Source organism: Phytohabitans sp. LZ39 (genome assembly GCF_059359075.1).
On sequence record NZ_JCADBM010000016.1, the window covers coordinates 36,493 to 59,094 of the forward strand.

The 22,602-nt window shown below is 70.1% G+C and carries 19 protein-coding genes and 18 tRNA genes; 9 read left to right on the forward strand and 28 right to left on the reverse strand.

Annotated features, from left to right (window positions below; genetic code table 11):
* Together AC5L36_RS27790 and AC5L36_RS27795 are read right to left on the reverse strand one after the other, a co-directional pair.
* Positions 1–1,167 (reverse strand): FxsB family cyclophane-forming radical SAM/SPASM peptide maturase, encoded by a 1,167-nt coding sequence (locus AC5L36_RS27790; protein ID WP_441221516.1) that lies wholly within the window; start codon positions 1,165–1,167, stop codon positions 1–3.
* A gap of 10 nt (positions 1,168–1,177) precedes the next feature.
* Positions 1,178–1,375, reverse strand: a complete 198-nt coding sequence (locus AC5L36_RS27795) for an FxSxx-COOH-like cyclophane-containing RiPP peptide (RefSeq protein ID WP_441221518.1) — start codon at positions 1,373–1,375, stop codon at positions 1,178–1,180.
* Positions 1,376–1,803: 428 nt separating this feature from the next.
* Between AC5L36_RS27795 and fxsT the strand changes: the two genes are divergently transcribed.
* Positions 1,804–4,503, forward strand: a complete 2,700-nt coding sequence (gene fxsT / locus AC5L36_RS27800) for an FxSxx-COOH system tetratricopeptide repeat protein (RefSeq protein WP_441221520.1) — start codon at positions 1,804–1,806, stop codon at positions 4,501–4,503.
* A gap of 110 nt (positions 4,504–4,613) precedes the next feature.
* Complete coding sequence (locus AC5L36_RS27805; RefSeq protein WP_441221522.1) at positions 4,614–5,069, forward strand: hypothetical protein; 456 nt, start codon at positions 4,614–4,616, stop codon at positions 5,067–5,069.
* Positions 5,070–5,131: 62 nt separating this feature from the next.
* On the opposite strand, the gene AC5L36_RS27810 is transcribed toward AC5L36_RS27805, so the two are convergent.
* From AC5L36_RS27810 to AC5L36_RS27905, 20 genes are all read right to left on the reverse strand, one after another.
* On the reverse strand, positions 5,132–5,653 hold the full coding sequence (locus AC5L36_RS27810; RefSeq protein ID WP_441221524.1) for a hypothetical protein: 522 nt from the start codon (positions 5,651–5,653) through the stop codon (positions 5,132–5,134).
* 671 nt (positions 5,654–6,324) lie between these two features.
* Positions 6,325–6,398, reverse strand: a tRNA-Cys gene (locus tag AC5L36_RS27815).
* A 5-nt stretch (positions 6,399–6,403) separates the two neighbouring features.
* A tRNA-Arg gene (locus tag AC5L36_RS27820) sits at positions 6,404–6,475 on the reverse strand.
* 3 nt (positions 6,476–6,478) lie between these two features.
* Positions 6,479–6,549 (reverse strand) — tRNA-Tyr (locus AC5L36_RS27825).
* A 1-nt stretch (position 6,550) separates the two neighbouring features.
* Positions 6,551–6,627, reverse strand: a tRNA-His gene (locus AC5L36_RS27830).
* Between the two features lie 2 nt (positions 6,628–6,629).
* Positions 6,630–6,701, reverse strand: a tRNA-Val gene (locus AC5L36_RS27835).
* Positions 6,702–6,714: 13 nt separating this feature from the next.
* Positions 6,715–6,786, reverse strand: a tRNA-Asn gene (locus tag AC5L36_RS27840).
* A 5-nt stretch (positions 6,787–6,791) separates the two neighbouring features.
* Positions 6,792–6,861 (reverse strand) — tRNA-Glu (locus AC5L36_RS27845).
* A 5-nt stretch (positions 6,862–6,866) separates the two neighbouring features.
* A tRNA-Val gene (locus AC5L36_RS27850) sits at positions 6,867–6,939 on the reverse strand.
* A gap of 1 nt (position 6,940) precedes the next feature.
* Positions 6,941–7,016 (reverse strand) — tRNA-Met (locus tag AC5L36_RS27855).
* Position 7,017: 1 nt separating this feature from the next.
* Positions 7,018–7,090 (reverse strand) — tRNA-Lys (locus tag AC5L36_RS27860).
* Between the two features lies 1 nt (position 7,091).
* A tRNA-Ser gene (locus tag AC5L36_RS27865) sits at positions 7,092–7,180 on the reverse strand.
* A 9-nt stretch (positions 7,181–7,189) separates the two neighbouring features.
* Positions 7,190–7,262 (reverse strand) — tRNA-Arg (locus AC5L36_RS27870).
* A gap of 5 nt (positions 7,263–7,267) precedes the next feature.
* A tRNA-Ile gene (locus tag AC5L36_RS27875) sits at positions 7,268–7,341 on the reverse strand.
* A gap of 13 nt (positions 7,342–7,354) precedes the next feature.
* A tRNA-Asp gene (locus AC5L36_RS27880) sits at positions 7,355–7,428 on the reverse strand.
* A 3-nt stretch (positions 7,429–7,431) separates the two neighbouring features.
* A tRNA-Leu gene (locus AC5L36_RS27885) sits at positions 7,432–7,516 on the reverse strand.
* 87 nt (positions 7,517–7,603) lie between these two features.
* Positions 7,604–7,678 (reverse strand) — tRNA-Leu (locus AC5L36_RS27890).
* A gap of 38 nt (positions 7,679–7,716) precedes the next feature.
* Positions 7,717–8,154 carry an HNH endonuclease gene (locus tag AC5L36_RS27895; RefSeq protein ID WP_441221526.1) on the reverse strand — a complete coding sequence of 146 codons (438 nt, stop codon included), beginning with the start codon at positions 8,152–8,154 and terminating at the stop codon, positions 7,717–7,719.
* 32 nt (positions 8,155–8,186) lie between these two features.
* Positions 8,187–8,262, reverse strand: a tRNA-Pro gene (locus AC5L36_RS27900).
* 115 nt (positions 8,263–8,377) lie between these two features.
* Positions 8,378–8,452 (reverse strand) — tRNA-Trp (locus AC5L36_RS27905).
* Positions 8,453–8,799: 347 nt separating this feature from the next.
* On the opposite strand from AC5L36_RS27905, the gene AC5L36_RS27910 reads away from it, so the two are divergent.
* From AC5L36_RS27910 to AC5L36_RS27935, 6 genes are all read left to right on the forward strand, one after another.
* Positions 8,800–9,261 (forward strand): acyl-CoA thioesterase, encoded by a 462-nt coding sequence (locus AC5L36_RS27910; RefSeq protein ID WP_441221528.1) that lies wholly within the window; start codon positions 8,800–8,802, stop codon positions 9,259–9,261.
* Positions 9,258–10,502: a hydroxyacid-oxoacid transhydrogenase gene (locus AC5L36_RS27915; protein WP_441221530.1), complete on the forward strand. Its 1,245-nt coding sequence runs from the start codon at positions 9,258–9,260 to the stop codon at positions 10,500–10,502. Before AC5L36_RS27910 ends, AC5L36_RS27915 begins: the two co-directional genes overlap by 4 nt.
* A gap of 73 nt (positions 10,503–10,575) precedes the next feature.
* Positions 10,576–11,736, forward strand: coding sequence for a 5'-methylthioadenosine/S-adenosylhomocysteine nucleosidase family protein (locus tag AC5L36_RS27920; RefSeq protein ID WP_441221532.1), 1,161 nt, complete (start codon positions 10,576–10,578; stop codon positions 11,734–11,736).
* 55 nt (positions 11,737–11,791) lie between these two features.
* Positions 11,792–12,031: a hypothetical protein gene (locus AC5L36_RS27925; RefSeq protein ID WP_441221534.1), complete on the forward strand. Its 240-nt coding sequence runs from the start codon at positions 11,792–11,794 to the stop codon at positions 12,029–12,031.
* Positions 11,967–12,455, forward strand: a complete 489-nt coding sequence (locus AC5L36_RS27930) for a glycosyl hydrolase family 18 protein (protein WP_441221868.1) — start codon at positions 11,967–11,969, stop codon at positions 12,453–12,455. The genes AC5L36_RS27925 and AC5L36_RS27930 overlap by 65 nt, the downstream gene beginning before the upstream one ends.
* Before the next feature lie 109 nt (positions 12,456–12,564).
* Positions 12,565–14,313: a discoidin domain-containing protein gene (locus AC5L36_RS27935; protein ID WP_441221536.1), complete on the forward strand. Its 1,749-nt coding sequence runs from the start codon at positions 12,565–12,567 to the stop codon at positions 14,311–14,313.
* A gap of 76 nt (positions 14,314–14,389) precedes the next feature.
* On the opposite strand, the gene AC5L36_RS27940 is transcribed toward AC5L36_RS27935, so the two are convergent.
* From AC5L36_RS27940 to AC5L36_RS27960, 5 genes are all read right to left on the reverse strand, one after another.
* Complete coding sequence (locus AC5L36_RS27940) at positions 14,390–15,247, reverse strand: hypothetical protein (protein WP_441221538.1); 858 nt, start codon at positions 15,245–15,247, stop codon at positions 14,390–14,392.
* Positions 15,244–15,792 (reverse strand): SigE family RNA polymerase sigma factor, encoded by a 549-nt coding sequence (locus AC5L36_RS27945; RefSeq protein ID WP_441221540.1) that lies wholly within the window; start codon positions 15,790–15,792, stop codon positions 15,244–15,246. Before AC5L36_RS27945 ends, AC5L36_RS27940 begins: the two co-directional genes overlap by 4 nt.
* A 69-nt stretch (positions 15,793–15,861) precedes the next feature.
* A complete protein-coding gene (locus AC5L36_RS27950; protein ID WP_441221542.1) occupies positions 15,862–16,905 on the reverse strand; it encodes a LacI family DNA-binding transcriptional regulator in 1,044 nt (347 codons plus the stop codon).
* Positions 16,902–18,179: a DUF1996 domain-containing protein gene (locus AC5L36_RS27955; RefSeq protein WP_441221544.1), complete on the reverse strand. Its 1,278-nt coding sequence runs from the start codon at positions 18,177–18,179 to the stop codon at positions 16,902–16,904. Before AC5L36_RS27955 ends, AC5L36_RS27950 begins: the two co-directional genes overlap by 4 nt.
* Positions 18,180–18,187: 8 nt before the next feature.
* Positions 18,188–20,356: a discoidin domain-containing protein gene (locus AC5L36_RS27960; protein WP_441221546.1), complete on the reverse strand. Its 2,169-nt coding sequence runs from the start codon at positions 20,354–20,356 to the stop codon at positions 18,188–18,190.
* A gap of 252 nt (positions 20,357–20,608) precedes the next feature.
* Between AC5L36_RS27960 and AC5L36_RS27965 the strand changes: the two genes are divergently transcribed.
* The gene (locus tag AC5L36_RS27965; protein ID WP_441221548.1) at positions 20,609–21,169 is read left to right on the forward strand and encodes a DUF305 domain-containing protein; all 561 of its coding nucleotides are present in this window, start codon (positions 20,609–20,611) and stop codon (positions 21,167–21,169) included.
* Here AC5L36_RS27965 and AC5L36_RS27970 read toward each other — a convergent pair.
* Complete coding sequence (locus AC5L36_RS27970; RefSeq protein WP_441221550.1) at positions 21,166–22,590, reverse strand: glycoside hydrolase family 76 protein; 1,425 nt, start codon at positions 22,588–22,590, stop codon at positions 21,166–21,168. The genes AC5L36_RS27965 and AC5L36_RS27970 overlap by 4 nt on opposite strands.
* Positions 22,591–22,602 lie beyond the last annotated feature (12 nt).

The following is a 22,602-nucleotide window of genomic DNA, read 5'->3' on the forward strand; positions in this document are numbered from 1 at the left end:
TCAGGCGCTCGCGGCGAGCCGGCGGACGGCCAGTTCCGCCTCCAACCGCTTCCGGACGTGCCCCACGAGCTTGAACAGGTCCGCGCAGTACACCGACGGATGCCGGAACCCGCCGTCCGGCCCGTACCGGTGTGAGAACTGCCCGCCACCGCAGACGGAGCCGACGGGACAGGCGCGACAGGCGGGCGCGAGATCCCCCCAGAGCCGGCGCAGTGCCCGTACCCCCGGGTGATCCACCAACACGTCGAACCCGTCTCGCTGGACGTTGTATCCGGTCGCGCCCTTGCCCTGTGCCGTCGTCTTGAGGGCGTCCGTCAGTTCCAGCGCGCCGTCCGTTTCCACGGTGATCGCGTCCGGCGAGTTGAAACCCAGCCCTTCGGTGTGGCTCTCGCCGCCCACGAGCAGGGTGATCAGGGACTCGAACAGGCGGATGGCCGTTTCGCGACGCGGAGCGGCGAACCACCGGTCGAAGATGGGGATGAGCCAGTCGGCGTACGGCGTGCCGGCCGCGCCCGGCTCCCGGCCGGGTGGCGGGTGCACCCAGTTTCCGAGCGGCAGCAGCAGGTCAAGCTGCGGCGGGTCGAACTCGAGCAGATCCTCGTACACGCCGACCGGATCGTTTGCCAGGTCGATAGTGCACAGCAGGCCGGCGTAGAGGTCACGATGCTCGGGCTGGTTCAGGGTCCGCAGGGCACGCCGTACGAGATGGAAGCTGGGCCGGCCGTCGGCGAATCGCCGGTGCCGGTCGTGCGCGACCGATCCACCGTCGACGCTGACACCGACGCCGATTTCGCGGCGGTGAAACACCTTGAGAAATCGGTCGTCCAACAACGTGCCGTTGGTCTGCAAGGTGACATCGACCCGCGTACTGGCGGGAACCGCACGCCGGATGGCACCGACGGCGGCATCGATGACATCAGGGCCGGCTAGCAGCGGCTCCCCGCCGTGCAGGACCACGAGCAACTCGGGAAGTCCGTGCCGCCGCGCGTGTTCGCCGATCCGCATAGCCAGGGCGGCGACGGTCTTCGGCGACATCACGTTCGGCCGGGTACGCCAGCTCTGATCCACATGGTGGTAGACGTAGCAGTACCGGCAGGACAGGTTGCACCGGCTGTGCAGCTTGACGATGAACTGCCGGAACGGGGTGCCAACTGGCGTGGTCCGCATCGTCGGTGATTCAGCTCGGACGGGGAAGGCAAGCGTTGAAGGCCGCGACCCGGTTGCGCGAGCCGTTCGCCGCCTCCTCCGCCACACGCCGTAGGCAATGGTCGAGCGCGCTGTCGCCGGACTCGCGCAGGGCCAACAGCTCGCGCAACGGCCGGTGCGCGGCGTCGACCATCGCGGTCGGAATCAGCTTCTGTCCGTTGTCGCTCATCGGGCCCTCGCCTTCCCAGGTGCTCGGGGGGTCGCACCTGTACCGGTCGGTGATGGTCGTCGTGGCGGCCGAAAAGCCAATCAGATTCCGGGCGCCACGCTTCTATGCTCCGCTACGAGGTTCGTAGACATCACATTTCTGTCGTAGTTCGACAAGGCTTGACGGACCATCGCCCCTGCGCCTTCAATTGACTACCGTCGCTTGACGGACTTTGACGATCGTTGACACCATCGAAGCCCAGGGAGTGCGGCGTGGCGGTGGCAGGACCAAATCTCGGCCGGCCACCTGACGGACATTTACGAGATTTAGTCCTCGCCCTCCGCGACTTACATCGCGACGCGGGAAAGCCCGGTGTGCGACGGATCAGTGCCGCGATCAGGGATCGCGAAGATTTTCGCGACACCGTCAGCCATGAGACGATCAGCGCGATGCTCCGCGGCACCGCGCTCACCCGGTGGGTCAAAGTCGAGTGCGTGGTGCGGCAGCTCGCTGACTGGGCGGTCAACCGCCGGGATCCCGACGAGGAGGTGCGCCGGTTTCACCGGTTGTGGCTCGCCGCATCGGACCCGACCGGCGAGTCAGCATCGGTGGAGGCGCACACCGCGCCCTCACCACCGGGCCGAGCCGCGGAGCCTCGTTCCACCCGCGCCCTCGTGACCAACCTTCCCGGACGCAATCCCGCGTTCACGGGGCGGGATGGCGTGTTAGCCCAGGTCCGCGAAGCGCTGCTGCGCGCACCACGCGTCCCGCTCGCCCTCTACGGCCTCGCCGGCGTGGGTAAGACTCAGCTCGCCGCCGAGTACGCCCACCGCTGGGCCGACGACTACGACGTGGTCTGGTGGGTTCCGGCAGAGCATCCGTCGCAGGCGGTCGCCGCCCTGGCGGCCCTGGGCGAGCGGCTGGACCTTCCGGATGCGACCGACATACGGCAGGCCGCCCGCGCGGTGCTCGACGCTCTGGAGACGAGCGCCCTGCGTTGGCTGGTCGTCTACGACAACGCCGACCTCCGTGAGGACGTCGCGCCGCTGCTGCCGTCCGCTGGCGGCCACACGATCGTGACGTCACGCAACCCCGTCTGGGCCGCGTCGAGTGGATCACTCGCGGTTGACGTGTTCAGGCGCGGTGAGAGCATCGCCTTCCTCCGCGGCACCGGTGCCGCCGGCTCGGTGGAGGATTTCGACCAGCTGGCCGAGCGGCTCGGCGACCTGCCCCTCGCGCTGGCCCAGGTGCGGTCGATGCAGAAGGCGACCGGAATGCCGGTCGCCGAGTATTTACGGCTCTTCGCGGCGCACATGGACGACCTACTCTCCACCGGGCGCCCGACCGGCTCACCCGCCAACGTGGTCGCCCTCGTGGACCTCGCCTTCACCCGCCTCGCCAACGAGGTGCCCGCAGCCGCTCAGTTGCTTGAAATCCTGGCCTTCATGGCACCCGACCCGGTGTCCCTCGTCGTGCTTCGCAGCGGCCGCGACGGCGAGATCGCGCCACCGCTGAGCCGCGTGCTGTATCAGCCCGACGCACTGGAACGGATCGTCGGCGAAATCGGACGCTTTGGACTCGCTCGGTTAGACCTGGATAGCCAGCGGATCCAGGTGCACCGGCTCGTGCAGTTGGTGCTGCGCGAGCGGCTCAGCGCGGACGAGACCTCCCGCATCCGCGGCGAGGTACACCGGCTGCTCGGCGCGGCCAACCCCGGCGACCCGGACAATCCGGTGACGTGGACGATGCACGCGGAGGTCGGAACACACCTATTGGCCTCCGACGCGATCAACTCCAGCCAGATGCCGGCCCGCACCGCCGTGCTCGACCAGATCCGGTATTTGGAGCGGGTCGGCGACCTGGAGGCTTCCGCCCGGTTGGGCCGGGCGGCGGTCGACGCGTGGAGCCGGCCGCCGGACGCGGGCGGCCTCGGCGCGGACCACGAGTTGACCACGCTCGCGACCCGTCACCTCGCCTACGCGCTACTCGCCCTCGGCCACTACGACGACGTCCGATCAATGATCTTCGAGACGTTGGCCTCCCTCCGCGAGAGCCCGCACTACGGCCCCGACCACTCCCACACACTCGCCATGGTCACGATCGCCGCCTACTTCTTGCGCGTCACCGGCGACTACCGTCAGGCGCTCGCGCTCGACGAAGACCGCGTTGACCGGCTGCGGCGCCTGTACGGACCCCAACACGTGCGCACCCTCAATGCCCTCAGCAATCTCGCCGTCAACCTGCGCCTCACGGGCGAGATCAGCCGAGCGCACGAGATCGATGCGAAGCTCGTCGAGACGCTGCGATCGCGCTACGGAGACGAAGACCCACGTACTTTCGTTTCCATCCGAAACCTCGCTCGAAACCTGTACGACCTGGGCCGCTACCAGGAGGCACACGATCTCCAGCGAAGATACGTGCCGATGATGGCGCAGCGGCAGGGCAATCGCAGTGACGACTTGCTGCGGGCGGGACGCACAGTGGCGATCGCGCTGCGCAAGCTCGGTGAGCACGGCGCGGCGGTGGACGAGGCCCGGCGCAACTATCAAGCCAGCCAGCAGCGGTTCGGGCCGGACCACGAGCACACGCTCGCCGCGATGATGAGCTACGCCAACGCGTTGCGCACCGTCGGCGACCCCATCGGCGCGCGCAGCCTCGCTACCGAGGCGCTTGCCCGGTACCGGCGGATCTTCGGCGACCTCAACCCGCACACGCTCGCCGCCGCCGCCAACCTGGCGGCCATCCTCCGCGCTCTGGACCGGTGGCGAGAGGCGCATCGGGTGGACGAGCGCACCTTCGACGAGATGCGGCGCGTTCTCGGCCCGGACCATCCGTACACGCTGGTGGTCGCGACCGGCCTGGCTACCGGCCTGGCGCACGGCGGTCTGCACGAGGCGGCCGCGGCACTCGGCGAACGGACCCTCGACGCCCTTCGCAGGGTACGCGGGACAAACCACCCGGAGACCTGGGCGTGCGCGGCCAACCTCGCCCTCGACGTGTCGGCGTCCGGGGATCAGAAGGCCGGCGAGGCGCGCCGTCGGGAGGCGGTCGATGAGCTCGGACGGCTGCTGGGCCCGGCACATCCAGACGTACGGAGGGCGGAGCGGGGCGAGCGGATCGAGTGCGACATCGAGCCGCCGCCCACCTGAGTTGGGCGTGCGCCTACCCAGTGGACGCACGACGGGGAACCAACCAGCGGGGGTGGCGGACCGCGGTTTGACCCGCCCGGCCCACCGGACTCCGGGAGTATCGTCGAGGGGTGGTCGCCTGGGACAGCTGGGAGCCGTGGCGGACGGAAGCCGACGACCAGTGGCTGGCCGCCCATTCGAGCGACGCGTTCGGCCGGATCCGCCGCGTGTTCCACCCACTCGCGGGCGGTGCGGACGCGGTCTCCCACTCGGTGCTCGGCGGCCTGCTCGGTGGGCCGCCGCGCAATCCTGACCTAAAGGTCAAGGGCGTCACGGCCGAGCAGATCCGGTACGCGGAGCGGCACTACTCGTACACCACCACCCAGGTCGACCTGGGCGTGTGCCGCCGCTGCGGCCACCAGCTCGAGGAGCGCCACCGGCTGCTCGTCGTCGACCCGCACGGCTTTCGGCGGCAGGTGGGCACGGCACGCGCCTGCCGCCGCTGCGCCGCCGAGTCGTGGCTCTTCACGTCGCACATGCCGGGCGCCCGCCGCCTCGCCGCGTCGCGCGCCAAAATCGCGCTGTAGTCACTCTGGAGCCGATGGCCGCGGCATCGCGATCCGCCGCCGGTCGCGCTTGGCCCACGGAGTCACTCGTCGTGCGCGGAGCGAGGGATGGGAGCGTCGAAGACATCGACGACAAACGTCGAGGTCGAGGTGCTGTCCATCTCGACCTCACCGTCGCCCTTGGCCAGGGTGTGCAGACGGACCCAGTATCCGTCGTCACTGGCCTTCCTCGCGACGGCGACAGCGCTGACCACGGGATCACGCACCGCCTCCTCGCTCGTCCAGGTGCGTAGGACCGGAGTTTGCGGCAACGTCCAGGTTCTCGACTCGGCGGCCGCCGGGACGAACACCTCGTCCGACAGGAGCTGGACCTCCCAGCTGACGTCGCCCGCACTTCCGAGTTCGTTGGTCGCCCGGATGCCGAGGCCGATGACGTATGCGGCGTCCAAGTACTGGATGAACTCCTCATCCGCATGGCTGAAGTAGCACAGGCGGATTTCGTCGATCGGTCCGTAGCCGGTGAAAGCACCCAACTCGAACGCGCATCGCTCCCGCACGAAGCTCCGCACAGCGATGCGCACCGCGTCCGGCAGGCGATCGAGCACGGCGTGCAGCGGACCCTCGTCACGTTCCGCAAGGTAGGAGTTGAGCGCCGAGACGAGGCGTCGGTGACATCGGCATCCGCGGCGCCGAGAGTCGTAACCGCCTCAAGGTGATCCTCGCCGGTCCTGACGAGGGCGAATACGCGGCTCTTGCTGGGGCTTCTGTGTGCCAGAAACTGGTACACCATGCTGATCTCTCCTACGACGGACACAACGCGTGGCGCAGGTCCGCTCGGACCTGCGCGGGCGTTGTAGAACCTGACGGTCGAGGGCATGCCCCGCGGGCTACTGACCCAGAGGTATCTGCCTGAATCGCTGTCAGCCCCGGTGCTGCCGGGGCCGCGTCGCATACGGAGCCTACCAGGAATCCGGAGCTCTCTAGGCGCCGATGTGGCTAGACGTGCTCATCGCCATCCGACGAGCGCCGCCGGGCATCCGTCAGGATGCCCGGCGACCACGACGCCTGCCGGGACGGCCACGTACGCGCCGCGCCGTTCCCCACTCCGAACCATTGCCCAGTCGGCACCACAGCATCTCCGTCACCTCCCACACTCCTCATTGGATGGACTAGCAAATGTCGTGAGCCCCGGTGTCGATCCGGGCACACCGTCCTTATGAGGGACGGCCGAGCAGCCAGCGCCCGCGCTCACGCGGTCCACAGTGGATGGCATTCGAGGCCGAAGCGGGATTCGAACCCGCGTATGACGGTTTTGCGGACCGCCCCCTGACCAGACTCGGGCATTCGACCGTGCGCGCCCCCGGCTGGATTCGAACCAGCGGCCTCGGCCTTCGGAGGGCCGCGCGCTTCCGCTGCGCTACGAGGGCATGTGCAGGCGGCAGGAGTCGAACCCACGGGCCACTGCTTTACAGGCAGCGCCTCACACCGCATGAGCGCCTGCTTGGGGTGGCTACGGGGAGTCGAACCCGCGCCCTCCAGAGCCACAATCTGGTGTGCACCTCCGGTACACCACAGCCACCGTACCCGCGGAGGGTGTCGAACCCCCGGCCTCCGCTTTGTAAGAGCGGTGCTCTTCCGTTGAGCTACACGGGCATTGGAACGTGCGCTCGGACGCCCGGATTCGAACCGGGATCACGCGGTTAACAGCCGCGGGCCCTGCCTGTTGGGCGACATCCGAATGAGTCGCGCGTGCGGGGCTCGAACCCGCTTCGCTGTGTGAAAGACCAGGGGCCTACCCATAGCCGAACGCGCGTCGCGTGCCCCGAGACGGACTCGAACCGTCGACCTCCGCCGTGTCGAGGCGGCGCCCTACCAACTGGGCCATCGGGACGTGGCGGTGGCCGGATTCGAACCGGCGATCTCGGGCTTATGAGGCCCGCGGGAACGACCGAACTTCCCTACACCGCAGTACGCCGGGTGGGACTCGAACCCACGACCCACCGCTTAAGAGGCGGTTGTCTCTGCCGCTGAGCTACCGGCGCGTGGAGGAGAGGGTGGGAGTCGAACCCACACGGGCCTGAGCCCTACACCGTTTTCGAGACGGGCGCCGGCACCAATCGGCTGGCCTCTCCCAGAAAGCGTGCCCCGGGCAGGATTCGAACCTGCGGCTTCCTGATTCGTAGTCAGGTGCGCTATCCACTGCGCCACCAGGGCATGAGTCCCGCCGGGTGGAGTCGAACCACCTGCCTTCGCCTTATCAGAGCGACGCCCTTACCACGCGGGCCACGGCGGGACGGGACTGTACGCGCCAACGACGGGACTCGAACCCGCGACCTTCCGCTCGACAGGCGGCTGCTCTGGCCAGCTGAGCTACGTCGGCATGTGTGCTCGGGGAGAGTCGAACTCCCACGCCCTTTGGGGCACCGCATTCTGAGCGCGGCATGTCTACCGGATTCCATCACGAGCACGAGCGTGGAGTGACGCGGTATCGAACCGCGGACGCGGAGCTTGCAAGGCAACGCTGTGCACCAGCACCCACCCCATCGGTGTATGTGTGCCCTCGGCGCGAGTCGAACGCGCACGTGACCGCCATCTCGGGACGGCGCCTCTGCCGGTTGGGCTACGAGGGCTGGGCGGCCGGCGCCCGTGACGGCGCCGGCCGCATCCATCAGCGCGCGAGCGACGCCCACGACGGGGTCGCCGGCTCGTAGAGCGGCCGCATGCCCGCTTCGGCGGGGGTGCGGTCGCCCTTGCGCTGGTTGCAGCCATCACAGGCCGCGACAGTGTTCAGCCAGGTGTTGCGGCCGCCGCGGGAGCGGGGCACAACGTGGTCGACGGTCGTGGCGAGCCCACCGCAGTAGGCGCACCGGCGGCCGTCGCGGGCCAGGACGCCCGCGCGGGACCACGCGGGGCCCGCGGTGTACCGCCACTTCGTCACGACGTAGCGGACGAGGCGGACGACCGTGGGCACCGGGTAGATGCCGATCAGCCGGTCGGGGTGTGCCTCGTGTACCTCGGCCACGCGCCGGACGAGCATCCGCACGGCGTGGCGGAGACTGACCCGGTGGAGCGGGCCAAGGTCGGCGTTGATGACAAGGACTTCCACCGGATCCTCCCTTCTTCGCAGTGACGTATATGTGGTCGGGAACCGGGGAGTCGAACCCCGCGTTTCCTGATCCCAAATCAGGCCCGGTCACCGAGCCGGTCGTTCCCGATTTCGCCCAGCCGTCACCGTAGAAACAGCGCGGCTGGGCGCCTTTCGTGTCATGCCATCCACTGTGGAGTTTTCAAACTTCAATGCCGCCGCGCGTTACTCGCGCAGGGCAAAGCAGGGGCGACAGGAATCGAACCTGCGACCTACGGTTTTGGAGACCGCCGCTCTGGCCGGACTGAGCTACACCCCTATGGGCTGAGCAGTGTCACACGAGGAAGATGCGTTGCTGTGCAACGAAAAAGCCGCCCTATCCCTGGCTGGGTGGGCGGCTGAGCGCTACTACGTCCGCGCTACCGTCGCCGCCCGCCATACGGGGCTAGCTCTTCGTTCGCCTTGATATCGATGGGTCGGCCGACTGACGGCATGCCCACCGGACAGCGCAGCGAGAGCCGCTGCGGTGCGGAGTAGGCGTGCCGGAACATGTCGGTGACTCCTCTGGTCGGTGTGGAACGTTGTAGTAATACGGTAAGCGGCGATCTCCTGTGACGCAACAGCCTTTTAGGCACCGATGTTCCCCAGTGTGGAAAGCTAACGGTCGTGGATCCCATCGACGGTGACCCGAGGGCCTTGCGACGCGGCGACTTTCCGGTGCTGCGCGACTTGCCGACCCGTTGGGCGGACGACGACGTCTACGGCCACGTCAACAACGTCGTGCACTACGCGATGTTCGACTCGGCGGTCAACGGTTGGCTCATCGAGGCCACCGGCACGGACATCCGGCGGCTGCCGGCGATCGGACTGGTGGTCGAGACGCGCTGCCGGTACTTCGCGGAGCTCCGCTTTCCGGATGTGGTGACAGCGGGGCTCGGGCTGGAGCGGCTGGGCAGCTCCAGCGTCGTCTACCGCCTGGCGCTCTTCGGGCCGCGCGACGAGGCGCCGGCGGCCGCGGGGCGTTTTGTGCACGTGTACGTCGACCGGGAGTCCCGCCGGCCGGTGCCGGTGCCCGACCGGATCCGGGCCGCGCTGCGGCTCTTGCAGTCCACTGTGGAGGAGAGATGACCCGGGAGACCATTTTCACGTACGCCGCACCGCGGCTGAAGTTCGGCGCCGGTGCGGCCGACGAGATCGGATACGACCTCAGCCAGCTCGGCGCGCGGCGGGTGCTCGTCATCACCGATCCCGGCGTGGCCGCGTTCGGCGCGCCGCGGCGGGTCGCCGACGCCATGCGGCGATACGGGGTGGTGGCGGAGGTCTTCGCGGACGTACACGTGGAGCCGACCGACGCCTCGATGCGCCACGCCGTCGAGGCGGCCCGCGCCTCCGGTCCGTGGGACGCGTTCGTGGCCGTGGGCGGTGGGTCGTGCATCGACACGGCCAAGGCCGTCAACCTGCTCTCCACCAACCCCGGCGACCTGATGGAGTACCTCAACCCGCCAGTGGGCGGCGGGCGCGCTCCTGAGCAGCCGCTCAAGCCGCTGGTGGCGGTGCCGACCACGACGGGCACCGGCGCGGAGAGCACGACCGTCTGTGTACTCGATGTGCTGGAGCTGAAGCTCAAGACCGGGATCAGCCACGCACGCCTGCGCCCGACGCTGGCCGTGGTCGACCCGCTGTTGACGGCGACCCAGCCGCCGGAGGTCACGGCGGCGAGTGGCATGGACATCCTCTGCCACGCGCTGGAGAGCTACACGGCCAAGCCCTATACGGAGTTCGACGCCAAGGAGCCGGCGCAGCGCGTGCCGTACTGCGGCGCCAACCCGGTGGCCGACATGTGGTCGGAGAAGGCGCTGGCGCTCCTCGCCCGGTCGCTGCGCACCGCCGTCGCGAACGGCGACGACCTGGCGGCTCGCACGGACATGGCGCTGGCAGCCACGTTCGCCGGCATGGGTTTCGGCAACGCGGGCGTGCACATCCCGCACGCCAACGCGTACCCGATCGCCGGCGGCGTGCGCGACTTCCACCCGGCGGGCTACCCGGACGGCGAGCCGCTTGTGCCGCACGGCATGGCGGTCGCGCTTACCGCGCGGGAGGCCTTCCGGTTCACGCACCCCTCCAGCTCGGAGCGCCACCGCCGCGCGGCCGAGCTGCTGGGCGGCGACGACCTGCCGGCGGTGCTGACCGCGCTGATGCGCGACATCGGCATGCCGAACGGGATCGCCGCGGTCGGTTACGGCGAAGGCGACATCGAGACGCTCGTGGGCGGTGCCCTGAAGCAGCAGCGGCTGCTGGCGATCGCGCCGCTTCCGGTGACGGGAGAGGACCTGGCGGGCATCTTCACCCGCTCGCTCAGCCTCTGGTAACCGATGGCAGATCACGGACAATCGATGCGTTGACCTTTCCGCACGTGGCGCGGGCTGGCTAGCCTCGCAACCGATGACCGAGGTGCCGATCGTCTTCCTCACCGCGCTGGATGTGGAGTACCTGGCCGTTCGCGCGCGGATGACCGCGCTTGGCGCACACCGCCACCGGGCCGGCACTCGGTACGAGATCGGGCTCCTCCCGGATGGCGAAACCCAGGCGGCGCTCGGCCTTACGGGCGTGGGAAACCAGTCTGCGGCGGCGCTCGCCGAGCGGGCGATCGCGGAGTTCTCGCCGGCGGCGGTCTTCTTCGTGGGGGTGGCCGGCGCCCTCTGGGGCCACGTCATGTTGGGCGACGTTGTGGTCGCCAACCGGGTCTACGCCTACCACGGAGCGACGAGTCAGGACGACGGCCTGAAGGCCCGCCCCCGTGCCTGGGAGATGGCGCATGAAGCGGAGCAACTCGCCCACCGCTTGGTGCGCGGCGGCGGATGGACCCGTTCGCTTCCGCCCGGCGGCGCCGTCCCGGTGGCGCGCATCGGGCCGATCGCCGCCGGCGAGGTCGTGCAGGATTCGGCGATCTCCGACCAGGCGCGCTGGATCAGAGACGTCTACAACGACGCCCTGGCGGTGGAGATGGAGGCGGCTGGCGTCGCGCAAGCCGGCCACGTCAACCGCTCGCTGCCGGTGGTCGTGGTTCGCGGCATCAGCGACCGCGCGGACGGCACGAAGGGGACGACGGACGGCGCCGGCTGGCAGTCCAGGGCCGCCACCAACGCGGCCGCCTTCGCCACGACGTTCGCCGAGCTGTTGGCACGCGAGTTGCCGGGTGGCGCGGCCGGACCCGACCGTCACCGGTCGGGCGACACGACGACGAACATCGCCCAGGGCAACGCCCACGTCTCGATCCAGGCCGGACGGATCGAGGGCCCGGTCGTCCTGGACGGGCCGCCGCCCACCTACGACCTTCCCGTCGACCGGCGGGCGTCGCGGAGCGCCGACCTCGTGGACGGATTGCACGAGCTGCGGCAGCTCCTGCATCGGGCCTGGGCCGCGGGCGGGCTGGACGAGGATACGTACGCCGCCGCGATGCGAGAGCTGGACCTGGCCAGTGACCCGGGAGAGCGGCCCGCCGTGGTGTTGTCGCTGATGAGGCTGCGCGGCCTGCTCATGGACGTCGCCGACCTGGCCGGGAAGGTCAAGGCCCTCCTCGTCATCGCGCGGACCATGCCGTAGCGATATTGACGCATGTAACTTTATAGCCCCACTATTAGGAGAGTTTCCTAATAAGGTGCTCATCTCGATCGGCGGCTGGACGTACTCCAAGTTCTTCTCCGACGCGGCGGCCACTCCGGCGTCGCGGGAGAAGCTCGTCCGCTCCTGCGTCGACATCTACATCAAGGGGCAACCTGCCCACGTACAACGGCGCCGGCGGACCGGGCAGCGCGGCCGGCATCTTCGACGGCATCGACCTCGACTGGGAGTGGCCGGGGTCGGAGGGGCACCCTGGCAACCACGTCAGCCCGGCTGACAAGGCCAACAACACGGCGCTCATGGCCGAGTTCCGCCGCCAGCTCGACGCCCTCAGCGTGACCACCGGCAAGCGGTACCTGCTGACCGCCTTCACGCCGGCCGACCCCGCGAAGATCGCGGCCGGCTGGGACATCGGGCCGGGCGGGGTGTTCGAGTCTATGGACTTCGCGAACGTGCAGGGCTACGACTTCCACGGCGCCGGCTCGGACAACTCGTGGGAGCCGGGGCGTACCGGCCAGTCGGTCTCCAGCTACTGCTACACGGGGCCGGGCGGGCAGTGGTGGAGCTTCGACGACGCCTGGTCGATCGGGCAGAAGACCGCCTGGCTGAAGCAGAAGGGCCTGCTCGGCGGGATGATCTGGGAGATGTCCGGCGACACCGCCGGCGGCACGTTGATGAACGCGCTCCATACCGGGCTCTGATCAGCAGGGGCGTCCCGAAACGTTTCGGGACGCCCCTTGACGGACCGGCGCGCATCGACCACGCTCACCGTGTTAGAGAGCGCTCTCTCACCCATGCACGGGAGCAGCCATGAGCAGGAGAACCCACCGCCTCAGTCCCCTCGTCGCCGCCGCCGTCCTCCTCCTCGGCGGCTACGCGGTCGTCACCGTGGGCACGGCCAACGCGGCCGGCCCGCTCATCTCGCAGGGGCGGCCGGCCACCGCCTCCTCGACCGAGAACGCCACCTTCCCCGCCGCGAACGCCGTCGACGGCAACGCCGCCACCCGCTGGTCGAGCGCGTTCAGCGTTCCACAGTGGATCCAGGTGGACCTCGGCGCCACCGCGGCGGTCGACCAGGTGGTGCTCAACTGGGAGGCGGCCTACGCGTCCGCCTTCCAGATCCAGGTCTCCACGAACGGCACCTCGTGGACGAACCTCTACAGCACCACCACCGGCACCGGCGGTGTGCAGACGCTCGCGGTCAGCGGCACGGGCCGCTACGTGCGGGTCAACGCTACCGCGCGGGGCACGGCCTACGGCGTCTCCCTGTGGGAGTTCCAGGTGTACGGCACCGCGACCACGGGCGGGTGCGGCACCGCCAACGCGGCGCAGAGCCGGCCGGCCACCGCCTCGTCCGCCGAAAACGCCACCTTGGCCGCCGGCAACGCCTTCGACGGGAACACGGGCACCCGCTGGTCGAGCGCGTTCGGCGATCCACAGTGGATCCAGGTGGACCTGGGCGGCTCGGTCACCGTCTGCCAGGTGGTACTCAGCTGGGAGGCCGCGTACGCCTCCACCTTCCAGATCCAGGTGTCGACCAACGGCAGCACGTGGACGAACGTCTACAGCACCACGACCGGCACCGGCGGCACGCAGACGCTCAACGTCAGCGGCACCGGTCGGTACGTGCGGATGAACGGCACCGCACGCGCGACGCCGTACGGGTACTCGCTGTGGGAGTTCGCGGTCCGCACCACGGGCTCGGTGCCCACGACTCCCCCGCCGACCACCCAGCCGCCGGGCGACTTCTGGGGTGACACGGCCAGCATCCCGCCGGCACAGAACGTCGTCATGCTGAAGATCCTCAACCGCACCAACGGCAGGTACCCGGACAGCCAGGTGTACTGGAGCTACAACGGGCAGACGCGCTCGATCGCCGAGCAGCCGTACTTCGACATGCCGGTCAACACGGCCGGGCGGATGTACTTCTACCTCGGCTCGCCCAACTCGCAGTACTGGGACTTCATCGAGTTCACCGTCGGGCCGGCGGTCTTCAACGGCAACACCACGCGGGTCGACGCGTTCGGGCTCAAGCTCGCCATGCGGCTGCGCGCGCACGACGGCTACGACGTGGCGGTCGGCGAGGACCAGGCCACGTTCGCGGAGGACCGGGCGGCGACGTTCCAGCGGTTCGTCGACGAGATGCCGGCCGAGTTCGACCATCTGGCGCAGATCCAGGCGCCTTACCGCATCCCCTCGCCGGGCAACTCGCCACAGTTCCAATCCGGTGGGCAGTACCAGAGCTACATGTCCAGCTACGCGTCCTCGGTTGGCTTCTCGGCGTCCACTTCGGACATCTTCGGGTGCGCCGGGCCGCTCGCCAACAACCCGGGCATGTGCGCCGCGCTCAACCGGCACGTCGCACACCTGCCGCAGTCGCAGTGGGGAAACCCAAGCCTGTACTACCAGACGGCCCCGGCCAACTACTACTCGCGCTTCTGGCACGACCACGCCATCGGCAAGCTGTCGTACGGCTTCCCGTACGACGACTACGCCGACCAGTCCTCGTTCGTCTCGCGCGGCAACCCGCAGTGGTTGCTGATCGCCGTGGGCTGGTGAAACCGTGGCCGGGGCCGCCGTGGGGGACGGCCCCGGCCATCACGGCGAGTTGCGCTCGCCGCAAACGGCAACCGGGTCAGGGCAGCATCGCCGGGTCGGCGGCCAGTTCGGCCACCTGCTGGGCGCTGAGCGGCGGGTCGGCCAGCGGCGGGCGGTGGTCGTCGCCCTCGGGCTGCTTGTCGACCGCGTCCGGGGGGAGGTTGCCGTCCGGCTCGTAGCTGGGGATGCCCTGCCACGACGAGACCATGAGCTCGCCGCCGTCCAAGAACCGGACCGCCGAGATGACCTCGCCGTACTCCGGGTCGTGCTGGCGGGTGACCTTGACCGGCACGCCGTTCACCGTGACCACCTCGCACGGCAAGGCCGCGTCGGCCTTGCTGCCGGCGTGCTCCGGGGCGCACAGATCGCCGCTCGGTGCCTTCTTGCCGTCGTACAGGATGACCGCCATCAGCTGCCCCTCACCGCCGCCGGCCGCGATCTCCACCTGTGTGTACGCGGCCATCAGCTGGCTGCCCGGCTCCAGGCGGTGCTTGCGGGAGTACACGGTCTTGTCGTCGCTGAGGCCGTCCACCTTCGTGACCGTGTGGCCGGGCGGCACGGCGGCCTTCAGTACCGCGGCCATCGCGCGGCCGTGCACGGGCCCCGCGTGGGCGCTCGGCGGCGGGGCCGGCGCGGTGGTCGCCGGCGCCGGCTGGGCGGCGGTCGTCTCGGTGGCCGGGCCGGCGTCCGGTGCCGGGGCCGCCTGCCATCCGGCGACCGCCGGAGTGGCCAGCACGCCCGCGACCGCCACGGCCACGGCGCTGGAGCCGGCCACGCGCAGCCGGTTGCGCCGCGCGGTGGTCCGGCGGGCGATGGCCAGCGCCGCGGCGCCGTCTCGAAGCGGGGGCGCGGGCTCGTCCAACGCCAGCTCGCAGATCGTCCTTACCTCGTTCACTGCCGCCCTCCAAGCGGTCGCTTCAGGTCGTCGAGCGCCCCGCCCAGCACCTGCCGCAGGTCGGCCAGGCCGTCCGCGGTCTGGCTCTTCACGGTGCCGGCGGAACAACCGAGGATGTCGGCCACCTGCTCCACGGACAGGTCGGCCCAGAACCGGAGCACGAGCACCGCGCGGCGCCGCTTCGGCAGCCGGGCCAGCGCGGTGCGCAGCACGACCCGCTCGTCGGGCCGCCCCTGGTCTGGCGCGACCGCGTCCAGGTCCGCGCTGCCGGGCACCGTGGCGTGCTCGCGCCGCCAGGGCCGCCGCCGCTCGTCCAGGAACGCGCGCACCAGGACCCGCCGGGTGTACTGGTCGAGCACGTCGTGCCGCTCGATCCGGTGCCACGCCTGGTAGAGCTTGGTGAACGCGGTCTGGGTCAGGTCTTCCGCGAGGTGCCAGTCACCGCACAGCAGGTACGCGGTGTTGCGTAGCTGGTTGGCGTGCGCCGCGTAGTAGGCGACGAAGTCGTCCTCGTGCCCGCCGCGCCCCAGTAGTCCCACAACCACGCCCTCCCGTCCTCCTCGGTCGGGTAAGACACGTAGCCAACCACCGATCCGGTTGGTCGGGCCAGCCGATCAGGCCGACTGGCGCACGATCAGGGACGGACTGAAGATGACAGACCTGGGGGTACGGCGCGGATCGCGCAGCGTCGCGAGCAGCAGCTGGGCCATCTCGCCGGCCATCTCCTCGACCGGCTGGCGGATGGTGGTGAGCGGCGGGCGGGCGTCGAGGGCGGCGCTGCTGTCGTCGAAGCCCACCACGGCCACGTCCTGCGGCACCCGGCGGCCGAGCTCCCGCAGCGTGCGCACCGCGCCCTCGGCCATCAGGTCGTTGGCGACGAAGAGGCCGTCTACCTCGGGGTGCCGCTCGATCAGCCGGCGGGAGGCCGACTCGCCGCTCGCCCGGGTGAAGTCACCCGCCAGGTAGGGGACGTCACCGCCCGCCGCCGCCCGGAAGCCGGCGAGCCGCTCGCGGCCGGGCGGGATGTCCTGCGGGCCGCAGATCGTCGCCAGGTGACGGCGGCCCAGGGCGAGCAGGTGCTCGGCGGCGATACGGGCGCCGGCCTGCTGGTCGACGTCGACGAAGCTGTGCGGCACCGGGCGGGCCGGGCGGGCGGAGAGCACCGCCGGCACATGCATGTCGTGCAGCTGGCGGGGCAGCGGATCGGCGCTGTGATTGGAGATCAGCAGCACACCGTCGACGTGGCCCTGCCGCAGGTACCGCAGCACGAGGTGGTGCCCCGGCGGGTCGGCCGGGATGATCACGAGGTGGATGCCCTCGGGGCGGAGCACCTCCTGTGCGCCGGCGGTGACCCGGCCGACATACGGATCCGTGAAGAGCCGGTTGAGGAAAGCACCCTGGCCCGGCGGCTCGGAGATGACCAGCGCCACCGAGTCGGTGCGGCGGGTCACGAGCGAGCGGGCGGCGAGGTTGGGCACGTAGCCGATCTCCGCGATGGCGCGCTCGACGGCCGCCCGGATGCGCGGGTCCACAGTGGGCACCGCGTTGATGACCCGGGAAACGGTGGCCCGCGACACGCCCGCCGCGACAGCCACCTCCTCCAGCGTGGGGCGTCCCGCCGGCCCGTCGCCGGGCCGGCGGGACTGTTCGTCCGTCACGGCGTCCCGTTGACTCCGCACTTGATGATCGGCCGGATGCAGTCGCGCACCCGCCGTTCCAGCTCGGCCACCGGCCAGGCGTTGAAGAAGTCACCGTGCATGGTGAACCCTCGGCCGGACGAGAGGCGGAAGCGGGACGGGTCGCCGTTTGCCGGGTAGCGGAGCACCTGGCGGAGCTTCGGCACCGGCACCGGGTGGGTGGACGGGCAGTTGCCGGCGACCGGGTAGGCCATGTGGCTCTTGTGGTCGGCCGAGTCGAGGTCGCGCCCGTTCCAGCACTGCGGGAAGTCCAGATAGGACTCGATCATGCTGCCCGCCGGGCAGGTAAGGAAGTCCTTGGACGCGCCGGCCTCGTTGTGGTGCAGGCACGACCACCGGGAGATGGTGGTCGCGTCGGGCGCGGTCGCCTTGGCGTTGCCGGCCACGATCCGCAGGCCCAGCGGGAACGGCTGGATGCGGGCGATGACGTCGTTGTTCACGCCCTCGCCGAGGTAGTAGAAGATGCCGGTGACCGGCTCGACCGGCTGGTCGTTCACATAGAACGTGGGCACCCAGTACGAGGAGGTGTCCACGGCGGGGTTGCAGTTGCTGGCACCGTTCAACAGGTCGGAGACATCGCTGTAGGCATCGGTGACCCGGCTGCCGAAGAAGCTGTGCATGTGTGAGGCGCCGGGCAGGTTCGGGAAGACGATCGGGTCGTCCGGCAGCCGGTGACTGAACGGACAGTCGGCGAGAAACTCGGACACCCGCACGATCGGGCCGGACGGCGGCGGTGGCGGGGCGGCGCCGCCGGCGCCGTACACCTGGAACTCCCACAGCGAGACTCCCCACGCGGTGGCACGGGCGGTGGAGTTGAGCCGCACGTACCGCCCCGAGCCGGAGACGGTGAGATCCTGCACGCCACCGGTGCCGTTGGTGGTCGTGTGTACCGTGCTCCAGCTGCTGCCGTTGGCCGACGTCTGGATGGTGAACGCGCGGGAGTAGGCGCCCTCCCAGTTGAGCACCACCCGGCTGACGGTCGCGGCGGCACCGAGGTCGACCTGGATCCACTGTGGATCCGAGAACGCGCTCGACCAGCGGGTGCCGTTGTTTCCGTCCACCACGGCGGAGGCGGGCGTGCCGGCGTTTTCCGTCGAGGAGGCGGTGACGGTGCGCCCCTGCGAGATCAACGGGTCGGCCGCGTCAGCCCGCGACCCGTTGACGACGATGTATCCGGTGAGCAGTGCGAGGAAGGCGACAGCGAGCGTGCCCTTCCTGCATCCAGCGGCTTGCATTGTCACTCCTACTGGTAGACACGGACGTAGTCGACGTACATGCGGGACGGGAACGGCGTTGTGCCGTCGACCGGGCCGGGGAAGTCGCCACCGACGGCGAGGTTGAGGATCACGTAGAACGGGTGGTCGAAGACCCACGGGCCGCGCGTCGACTCCACTGTGGCCTTGCTGGCGACGAAGACCGGGTTGCCGTCGAGTTTGAAGGTCATGCCCTTGCTGTCCCACTCGACCGACCACACGTGGAAGGCCGCGGAGAGGTCCGCGCCGCCCGGCACCGTGTACTTCTGGCCGTAGCCGGCGCCGCCGTTGTAGGCGGGCGCGTGCAGCGTCGAGTAGCCCTCGAGGGTGTTGCGGCCGAGGACCTCCATGATGTCGATCTCGCCGTTGTACGGCCACGGACGGCCGGTGAGGAAGTCCGCGCCCATCATCCAGAACGCCGGCCAGAGGCCGTTGCCCTTGGGCACCCGCACCCGGGCCTCGATCCGTCCGTACTGGACGTGGAACTTGTTGCCGGTGTTCATCCGGTGCGAGGTGTACTCCCGCCCGCCGGCGGCCTCGCGGCGCGCCTCGATGACCAGCGAGCCGGTGCCGTCCATCTGCACGTTGTTGTTGTTCGTGTAGTACTGCACCTCGTTGTTCTGGCCCGTGCCCGGGTCGATCGTCCACTTCGCCGGGTCCGGCTTGCTGCCCGCGGCGCCGTTGAACTCGTCGCTCCACACCAGACGGTTGGCGGGGAAGGTCGGGTCGGCGGGCCGCGCCGGTGGTGCGGTCGGGTTGCCACCGGTGCCGTAGACCTGGAACTCCCAGAGTGAGTACCCGTACGGCGTGCCCCGGGCGGTGCCGTACATGCGCACGTAGCGGCCGGTGCCGGTGACGTCGAGCGTCTCCTTGAAGCCGCGCCCGGTCGTCGTGGAGTAGATGCTCGTCCAGGTGCTCGCGTTCGACGACACCTGGATCTGGTACGCCGACGCGTACGCCGGGTCCCACTGGAGCACGACCTGGCGGATCGTGGCGGTGGCGCCCAGGTCGACGTAGATCCAGCCGGGGTCGACCCAGCCGGCCGGATTGGCGGTCGCCCAGCGGCTCGCCGGGTCCATGTCGAACGCGCGCGCCGGCACGCACTCCCAGCAGGTGCCGTCGTGCTGGTTGGAGGAGGCGAAGGCCGGCTTGTTGTACGACAGCAGCACCGAGTCACCCGGTGGCGGGCTCGTCGGCGGGGTGGTCGGCGGAGTGGTGGGCGGCGGCGTCGGTGTACCCGTGTGCACCTGGAACTCCCACAGCGAGACGCCGTACGGCGTGGCGCGCGCGGTGGTGACGACCCGCACGTACCGCCCGGTGCCGCTCAGTGCCAGCGCCTGCGTGCCACCGGTGCCGGTGGTGGTCGAGTAGACGGTGGTCCACGTCGATGCGGTGCTGGAGACCTGGACCTGGAACGCGGTCGCGTACGCCGCCTCCCAGTGGAGCGTGACGCCGCAGATCGGGTAGTTGGCGCCGAGGTCGACCTGGATCCACTGTGGATCGGACGCGGCGCTCGACCAACGGGTGCCGGTGTTGCCGTCCACGGCGCTGGCGGCGGGGAAGCCGGCGTTCTGTGTCGAGGAGGCGGTGGCCGGGCGCCCCTGCGCGGCATTCGCGGTGCCGCAGGCGGACGTGCCCGTGTCGCCGTAGACCTGGAACTCCCAGAGCGAGACGCCCCAGGCGGTGGCGCGGGCGGTGGAGTTGAGCCGCACGTAGCGGCCGGTGCCGGTAACGGCGATGTTCTGGACGCCGCCGGTGCCGGCGGCCGTCGTGTGGACGGTGGTCCAGGTGGTCGCGTCAATCGAGGTCTGGATCGTGAACGCGCGGGAGTACGCGCCCTCCCAGTTGAGCACGACCCGGGTGAGCGGCACGGCGGCGCCGAGGTCGACCTGGATCCACTGCGGGTCGCTGAACGCACTCGACCAGCGGGTGCCCGTGCTGCCGTCGACGGCGGCGGAAGCGGGGTAGGCGGCGGACTCGGTGGACGACGCCATGGCAGGCCGCCCTTGCGAGAGCAGCGTTTCGGCCGCCGCGGCCGAGGACGCCGCCACGACGACGTAGCCGCCGAGCAGCGCGACAAGGGCGGCGATCAGAGTGGCGAGGCCGCGGCGGGGGACGCCGCGAGAGGATGCGCCGGGCGGTGGGGTGGCCCGATCCATCGGGTTCTCCTTCGGGTGGTGTGCAGCTGTGTAGTTGTCGCAACATGTGCCACGCCGATAAGAGAGCGCTCTCCTGACGCTACTGTGACCCCTTCATGGCCAGGTGTCAATGCCTCGATGCGTTTTCGCAGGTAGTGGACGCGTCGACGCGACGCGCACTTCGGGCAGATCAAACCGTTGTACGCCTTACAGAAATGTCTAAGCGGCATCCGAGGAGAGCGCTCCCCAGGCCGGTGCGGTATAACGGGACACGTGCGCGTTGTCCGTCGGGCGGTTCCGTTCGCGATGGTGCTCGCGGTCGTACTGGGGTGCGGCGACCCGCGCGAGCCCGCCCCTCAGGCCGCGGCGCCGGTGACCGCCGCGCCCGCCACCGGGTTCAGCGTCACCGACACCGCCTGGCTCCAGCTGGCGATCGCGATGGACGAGCGCGCGCTCAAGGTGCTCGACCTGATGCTCGCCCGTACGGCTGATCCGGCACTCAAGGATCTGGCCCGCCGCCTGGCGACCGAGCACCGCGACGAGCTCGCCAGGCTGGAGGCCCTGCACGCGCGCTCCGGTGGTCCCGCCACCAACCCGCACGAGGGGCACGACATGCCGGGCATGGCCACCGCCCAGACGGTCGCCGCGCTGGAGCGCGCGACAGCCGGCGACGCGGCGTACATCTTCACGACGGCGATGCGCGCGCACATCGACCAGTCGATCCGGCTCGCCCAGGCGGAGCAGAAGTCTGGCACGGAGCCGGCGGCGAAGGCCCTCGCCGCCGACATCGAACGCTCCCGCACCGCCCAACGTGGACGGTTGGACGCGCTCTAACCGGAGTTCATCGCGTCCAGGGCGCTCTGCTGCCGCGCGGCGTCGGTCGTGTCGAGTGGGCCGGCCCAGCGCAACCCGTACTGGTCCAAGGCGTTGCGGTCGCGGGCGTACGCGGTGTCCGCCTGGCGGGTCAGGTACGCGGTGTACGGGCGGTCGGCGAGCACGGCGTTGAGGGCACGCAGGCCGCGCACGTAGATGCCTTTGAAGGACGGGCCGTCCGCACCGCAGTTGCCGCTCTCACACGGGTCGGCCAGGACGCCGCCCGGGTTGAGGGTGCCGTTCGTCGTGGAGGCGCCGGCCATCCGGCGTGCGGCGGTCAGCAGGGTGGCGTCGCCTGTCGCGCGGTGCAGCTCGACCAGGCCGGCGAGCGGGACGCCCTGGTTGTACGACCAGACGGGCTGGCCGTTGTTGCGGCACGTGGACAGGTCGATGCCGTCGTTGACGAGGCCGGCCGCGTTGAGCATCCCGGTGCCTTGGAACCATTGCCATTCGGCGCGGGCCCGCTGAAGGTAGACGGTGTCGCCCGGGATGCGGTTGTGCAGCGCGGCGTTGAGCTGTAGGTAGAGGCTATTGGAGATGGCGTTCTTGTACGTGCGCGCGGTGCTCCACCAGACGCCACCGCCGCAGGTGCCGTCCCAGTAGCGGTGCATGTGCTCGGCGTCCGCCCGCGCGGTGGCGAGATAGCGGCTGTCGCCGGTCAGGTCGTACGCGGCGACCCAGGCCAGACCCCACCAGCCGGTGTCGTCGATGTAGTCGTTGGTGAAGTTGCCCCAGTGCGCGCCGAGGTTGCGGTCGTAGGTGTTGGCGATCGCGTACCGGTAGCTGATCATCCCGGTGATGCGGATGTTGTCGACGAGCGCGGTGAGCGCGTTGGCCGAGTTCCACCAGCCGGTCGTGGCGAAGAGGCCGGTGCCCCTGTCGTAGAACATCATCAGTGCGGTGGCGGCGGCGGTGCGGCGGTTTCCCGCGTTCCACGTCGTGCGCGCCCACGGGGTGCACGCGATCTCCGGGCGGTCGCCGGCCTTGCCGCAGGCGCGCAGCGCGCCGACACCTTGCGTGGCCCAATCGTCCACGTTGAACATCAGCGTGCGCCAGCCGCGCTGGCCGGCCGGGATCGTGGTGACGCCGAGCCGGCTGCCGGACGCCCAGGTGCGCCCGCCGTCGAACGAGCGGTCGAGCCACACCTCGTCGCCCGCGTTTCCGTTCTCGATGGAGGCCCAACCCATCGCGTCGGTGTCGTTGAAGTGCGACACGATGCGACGGCCGTGGACGGTGGCGCTGACCGGCTGGCGGTCGGCGGGCGACAGCGCGGGGTCGCGGCCGTCGCAGTAGCGGTTGCAGATCGTCGCCGCCGCGGCGGGCCCGGCGAAGGCCGCTTGGGCCACCAGGACGAGGGCGGCTGTGAGAGCGCTCCCCAACACACTAGAACGATA